This is a genomic window from Corynebacterium meitnerae (genome assembly GCF_027570075.1).
Taxonomy (GTDB): domain Bacteria; phylum Actinomycetota; class Actinomycetes; order Mycobacteriales; family Mycobacteriaceae; genus Corynebacterium; species Corynebacterium meitnerae.
The window spans coordinates 1-463 of record NZ_JAKMUS010000045.1 but is presented as its reverse complement, the minus strand read 5'-3'; the positions used below and the strand labels follow the sequence as shown (position 1 = coordinate 463).

The following is a 463-nucleotide window of genomic DNA, read 5'->3' as shown; positions in this document are numbered from 1 at the left end:
GGAAGCCCCCACTAGGGGGACATGGAGCGGATGACGAGACTCGAACTCGCGACCCTCACCTTGGCAAGGTGATGCGCTACCAACTGCGCTACATCCGCACACACTCACTTCAAAAGTGTTGCTCTTTGTGAAGTTGTGCGGTTCAAGACTTTAATCTGTCCGCCACCCTTAGGACAAATCGCCCCTATGTAACTTGTATTTCAGGTGGTCAGGGTGTTGCTCGGGTGGCATTGATCCGCGCCGATGGTTCTTAGTGGGGTACCGATTATGGTCTTTTGGCAACCTGGTGTTAATGTATCCCTCGCGTCAAAAACGCAACGGTCCTATGGCTCAGTGGAAGAGCGTTCCGTTCACACCGGAAAGGTCGCTGGTTCGATCCCAGCTAGGACCACAAACAAAAATCCGCCGAATGCTTGAATGAACTGCATTCGGCGGATTTTCTGCTACTTAACCCCCACGTAGC

The 463-nt window shown here is 52.7% G+C and carries 2 tRNA genes; one reads left to right on the top strand and one right to left on the bottom strand.

What is annotated here, in order from left to right:
• Positions 1 to 22 precede the first annotated feature (22 nt).
• Positions 23 to 98 (bottom strand) — tRNA-Gly (locus L8U60_RS10765).
• Between the two features lie 221 nt (positions 99 to 319).
• Here L8U60_RS10765 and L8U60_RS10760 point away from each other — a divergent pair.
• Positions 320 to 391 (top strand) — tRNA-Val (locus L8U60_RS10760).
• The last annotated feature ends 72 nt before the right edge of the window (positions 392 to 463 follow it).